The organism is Streptomyces sp. SBT349, assembly GCF_001083795.1.
GTDB lineage: Bacteria > Actinomycetota > Actinomycetes > Streptomycetales > Streptomycetaceae > Streptomyces.
Genome location: NZ_LAVK01000485.1, coordinates 1 through 4,427, shown reverse-complemented (window position 1 = coordinate 4,427; position 4,427 = coordinate 1). Strand labels below are relative to the sequence as shown.

The window sequence follows — 4,427 nt, the reverse complement described above, 5'->3', positions numbered from 1 at the left end:
CCCCTACCCGCCACCGCGGCCTCCCCCCAGCCGGGCGCCGTCGCGATGACCCACCGGGAGATCATGCGCGCCCTGTCCGGGCTGCTGCTCGGCATGTTCGCCGCCATCCTCTCCTCCACCATCGTCACCAACGCCCTGCCGCAGATCATCGGCGACCTCGGCGGCGGCCAGTCCGCCTACACCTGGGTCGTCACCGCCACGCTGCTGTCGATGACGGCCTCGATGCCGCTCTGGGGCAAGCTCGCCGATCTCTTCAGCAAGAAGCTGCTGATCCAGACCTCGCTGGTCATCTACGTCGCCGGCTCGCTCGTCGCGGGGCTCTCGCAGAATCCGGCCATGCTGATCGCGGTCCGCGTCGTGCAGGGCCTGGGCATCGGCGGCTTCGTCGGCCTCTCGCAGGTCATCCTGGCGGCGATGATCCCGCCGCGCGACCGCGGCCGGTACAGCGGCTACCTGGGCGCGACCTTCGCCGCGGCCACGGTCGGTGGCCCGCTGATCGGCGGCGCCATCACCGACACGCCGGGGCTCGGCTGGCGCTGGTGCTTCTACATCGGCGTGCCGGTCGCCGTGGCCGCGCTGGTCGTGCTCCAGCGCACGCTCCGGCTGCCGGTGACGCGGCGTGAGGTGCGGATCGACTGGGCGGGCGCGGCGCTGGTGAGCGCGGCGGTCTCGCTGCTGCTGATCTGGGTGACGCTGGCGGGCGACGCGTACGCCTGGGCGTCCTGGCAGACGGTCGCCATGGTCGGCGGCTCGCTCGCGCTCGGCGCGCTCTTCCTGGTCGTCGAGGCCAGGGCGAGCGAGCCGATCATCCCGCTGCGGCTCTTCCGGGACACGACGATCGCGCTCACCTCCGTCGCCTCGCTCTTCGTGGGGGTGGCGATGTTCAGCGGAACCGTCTTCTTCAGCCAGTACTTCCAGCTGGCGCGCGGGGAGAGCGCGACGATGTCGGGCGTGATGACGATCCCGCTGATCGTGGGCATGTCCGTCTCGTCCACGCTGTCGGGGCAGCTGATCTCGCGGACCGGACGCTGGAAGCACTGGCTGGTCACCGGCGGCCTGCTGATCACCGTGGGGACGGGCCTGCTGAGCACCGTGCGGTACGACACCCCCTACGCGCGGGTCGGGGTGTTCATGGCCCTGCTGGGCCTGGGGCTCGGCATGCTGATGCAGAACCTGGTGCTGGCCACCCAGAACCAGGCGCGCCCGGCCGACCTGGGCGCCGCCAGCTCGGTGGTCGCGTTCTTCCGTTCCTTCGGCGGCGCCATCGGCGTCTCGGTGCTGGGGGCGCTGCTCGCCACCCGGGTCTCGGCCTACACCGAGGACGGCCTCGCCGACCCGGCGGCGGGGGGCGGCGCCTCGTCCGCCGCGGCGGCGGGGGGCGGCATCCCCGATGTGAACGCGCTCCCCGGGCCGCTGCGCGCGGTGATCGAGGGCGCGTACGGGCACGGGGTGGGGGACGTCTTCCTGTACGCGACGCCCTGCGCGCTGCTCGCGCTGGTGTTCACGCTCTTCATCAAGGAGACGGCGCTCAGGACCACCACCGGCGGGGGCGACGAACCGCCCCGGCCCTGAGCATCCCCGAGCGCCCGCGACGGGGCGCGACATAGCGGAACGGAACGGAACGGCCCCGGGCGTGTGCGCGCCCGGGGCCGGGCCGGTTGGTTCAGGCGTCGGCGCCCTTGAGGGCCGCGGCGAACCGCACGACCCGCGCGGCCTGCACCCGCGCCGCGGCCAGCGCGTCCTCGTCCACCGGCAGGCTGCCCTGGGCGTCCACGTGCGAGGTGCCGTAGGGGTTGCCGTCGACGAACTTGGCCGGGTCGGTGTATCCGGGGGCGACCAGGACGCCGCCGAAGTGGTGCACCGAGTTGTACAGGGCGAGGAGCGTGGACTCCTGGCCGCCGTGACGGGTGGCCGTGGTCACGAAGCCGCTGTAGACCTTGTCGGCCAGCTTCCCCTGGCCCCAGAGCCCGCCGAGCTGGTCGAGGAACTGCTTGAGCTGCGAGGAGACGTTGCCGAAGCGGGTGGGGGTGCCGAAGATCACGGCGTCCGCCCACTCGACGTCGGCGGGCGTGGCGACCGGGACGTCGGCGCTGGCGGCGGCGTGCGCGGCCCACGCCTCGTTCGAGGCTATGGCCTCCGGGGGAGCCAGTTCGGCGACGCGCAGGGTCCGCACCTCGGCGCCCGCCTTCTCCGCGGTCCGGGCGATCTCCCGGGCGAGGGAGGCGCTGGAGCCGGTGGCGGAGTAGTAGATGACGGCGAGCTTGACGGGTGTGCTCATGGATGACCTTCCACTCGGTGGTCCGCCTGGGGGACCGGGGCTATAGGTTGAAGCTTAAACTACACCGTCGCCCCGGCCCCCCGCGCGCACCACCCCGGGCAAGCGAAAAGGCCGCCGAGTCGCGCTGTTCGCGCTGCCCCGCGGCCCGTGGGAACCGCTGCCGTCCTGGCCGCTAGGCCAGCAGGAAATCCGCCTCGCCGCGCTTCGCGCCCCGGATGAACGTCTCGATCTCGTGGTGGGTGTAAATGAGCGCCGGCCCGTCCGGGTCGGTCGACTGCCGCAGCGCCACACGCCCGTCGGCCAGCTTCAGCGCCTCCACACAGTTGCCGCCGTTGGTACCGCTCCACGGCTTGCGCCACCCCTCCCTCCCCAGCTCCCGGGCAGGCATGCCGTTGTATATGGGTCCCGTCGAATGAGTCGATTGACGCGTGTGGTCACTCATGGCGGTCAGAGCTCCTTGCGAATTGCACCGAGGATCGCCTCGGTGTCGTGAACCGGTGCGGCCTGCGCACCCATGCGGTCCAGTACCTCGAGATAGGCGACCGTGTCCGGCCGCTCGTCGTGGTAGACCGCGCCGGTCAAGCTCTCGGCGTAGATGATGTCGGGCAGTTCCGGGATCTCGAACCGGAAGAGCTGGAACGGCCCGAACATGCCGGGATGCGGACCGGCGGTGAACGGCATGATCTGGAGCGTGACGTTGGGCAACGCCGTCGCCTCGATCAGCCGGTCGATCTGCGCGCGCATGACGGACGCGGGTCCGACGCGGCGGCGCAGCACCTGCTCCTCGATCACGGCCCACAGCAGGGGCGCCCGTGAGCGGGAGAGCAACTCTTGACGTTCCATGCGCAGGGCGACCCGCCGGTCGATCTCCTTCTGGGGAGCGCTGGGGAAGCCGGTCCGAAGGAGGACGCGCGCGTAGTCCTCGGTCTGCAACAGCCCGGGGACGCAGTGCGGTTCATAGGCGCGGATGAGGCTGGCCTCGCCCTCCAGGCTCACATAGAGGCTGAACCAGTCGGGCAGCACGTCGCGGAAACGGTGCCACCAGCCGGGCCTGTTGGCCTCCTCGACCAGCCGGAGGAACGACTCCGCCTCCGGCCCCGGCACCCCGTACCGCTCCAACAGGGCCTTGACGTAGAGCGGCTTGAGACCGACCTCCGCCTTCTCCATCCGCCGTACGGTGGTGGTGTTGACGCTGAGCGCCCTGGCCGCCTCGGCGAACGAGCAAGCGGCACGCTCGCGCAGGTCCCTCAGACGGAGCCCGAGGACGATCTGCCCGACGGTCGGCCCCGACCGCGCCTCTGCCACGTCGCCTCCTGCACCGCTGACTTCACTTCAATCGACGTCAGGAAGAAGTTTGCCACACCCGGTAGTGGCATCGACAGACGTCTCTTCGCTTTCTGCAAATCGCAGAACTCCCCTTGCGCAACACTCGCACGAATGCGCATAGTTAACACGTGACTCAGCTCACGACGGCTTCAGCACCACGGAAGGCGACCAGGACCGTGTCCCCACTTCACGGCACGACGCCGCTCCCGTTCCCCCCATCCGTCGACCCCAGGGAGCACAGGCGCGGTGAGAGATTCGAACTCCCCGCCGTGGCCGCCTCGGTGGCCGACGCCAGGAGCCGGGTCGCGCGCCGGGCCGACCGCTGGGGTCTCCCGGACACGGTCCGTGACACTGCGCAGTTGATCATCTCCGAGCTGTTCACCAATGCACTGTTGCACACCGACAGTCACATCGTGATCTGCCGCCTCGAATCCGCGGGGCACCGCCTGCGCCTTGAGGTGGCCGACGAGGGCCCCGGGCTCGCCCGCCTCTTCCCCCGCGCCCCGAGCTCCGAGGCCGAGCACGGCCGGGGGCTGATGCTGCTCGACGCGCTGGCCGCCCGCTGGGGCGTCATCTCCCCCGAGAACGGCCGGGGTTGCACGGTCTGGGCCGAGGTGCGCCCCTGAACCGTACCCGCCGGCGGGCGATCGCCCGGCGCGGCGGGAGGGGCACGGCACACATGCCACATTTCGCTGTGATCGTACGACAACCCTGTGTTTCCGTGCCCCGGGCCCCTCTTGCTACTCTTCCGGCGTCCTGCCGCCGCCTCGCGCCTCGCACCGAGGGAGTTCCGTGGCCTTCATACCCCCGCCCCCGGCCGAGC

At 71.1% G+C, this 4,427-nt stretch carries 5 protein-coding genes; 2 read left to right on the top strand and 3 right to left on the bottom strand.

Annotated features, from left to right (window positions below; genetic code table 11):
* Positions 1-45: 45 nt before the first annotated feature.
* Positions 46-1,572, top strand: coding sequence for an MDR family MFS transporter (locus ADY01_RS33335; RefSeq protein WP_063784455.1), 1,527 nt, complete (start codon positions 46-48; stop codon positions 1,570-1,572).
* 91 nt (positions 1,573-1,663) lie between these two features.
* Here ADY01_RS33335 and wrbA read toward each other — a convergent pair whose 3' ends face one another.
* The 3 genes from wrbA to ADY01_RS33320 form a co-directional block, all read right to left on the bottom strand.
* On the bottom strand, positions 1,664-2,278 hold the full coding sequence (gene wrbA, locus ADY01_RS33330) for an NAD(P)H:quinone oxidoreductase (protein ID WP_049580494.1): 615 nt from the start codon (positions 2,276-2,278) through the stop codon (positions 1,664-1,666).
* Between the two features lie 172 nt (positions 2,279-2,450).
* Positions 2,451-2,720: a DUF397 domain-containing protein gene (locus ADY01_RS33325; protein WP_049580493.1), complete on the bottom strand. Its 270-nt coding sequence runs from the start codon at positions 2,718-2,720 to the stop codon at positions 2,451-2,453.
* 5 nt (positions 2,721-2,725) lie between these two features.
* Complete coding sequence (locus ADY01_RS33320) at positions 2,726-3,583, bottom strand: helix-turn-helix domain-containing protein (RefSeq protein WP_049580492.1); 858 nt, start codon at positions 3,581-3,583, stop codon at positions 2,726-2,728.
* A gap of 197 nt (positions 3,584-3,780) precedes the next feature.
* Between ADY01_RS33320 and ADY01_RS33315 the strand changes: the two genes are divergently transcribed.
* Positions 3,781-4,230 (top strand): ATP-binding protein, encoded by a 450-nt coding sequence (locus tag ADY01_RS33315; RefSeq protein ID WP_063784454.1) that lies wholly within the window; start codon positions 3,781-3,783, stop codon positions 4,228-4,230.
* The last annotated feature ends 197 nt before the right edge of the window (positions 4,231-4,427 follow it).